This window comes from Sporosarcina sp. P29, assembly GCF_002743265.1.
Lineage (GTDB): Bacteria > Bacillota > Bacilli > Bacillales_A > Planococcaceae > Sporosarcina.
The window spans coordinates 1-432 of sequence record NZ_PDYX01000091.1 but is presented as its reverse complement, the minus strand read 5'-3'; the positions used below and the strand labels follow the sequence as shown (position 1 = coordinate 432).

The window sequence follows — 432 nt, the reverse complement described above, 5'->3', positions numbered from 1 at the left end:
TTGCATTTGAGAACCATGTGTATGATTTGGATAACTTGGAACAAGCAGTCCATATCTTAAATCGTAAAGATCAATTGGATTTAGCGGTTATGGCAAGGGAATTTACAATTCGTTTTGCAAAAGTTGGCTATCCGTCAGTCATCGTGGATCTTACGCTGAATTCATCACTTAAGGAGTTGGCGAATGAAATACTGGAAGTTGAAAATGCAGAGCCGGGCTGTACGCTCACATTACTCGTTCGCACTTTCATTCAAGATGTAGATAGCGAATGTGAAGAAATCGCGAGTATCCTTCGTGCTGTATGGGAAAACGATATTAGTTACACGCAAACACTCAGCTTCCGTCATGAGCAAACAGAGCAAGGGTTCATGAATCGGATCCACATTCATTTCAAACCGAAATTAACTGAAGATCATATGGGAGAAATCGGTG

General features: G+C 41.0%; 1 protein-coding gene. It reads left to right on the top strand.

What is annotated here, in order from left to right:
• A partial coding sequence (locus CSV68_RS17245) for a hypothetical protein (RefSeq protein WP_099662671.1) occupies positions 1-432 on the top strand: 432 nt, incomplete at both ends.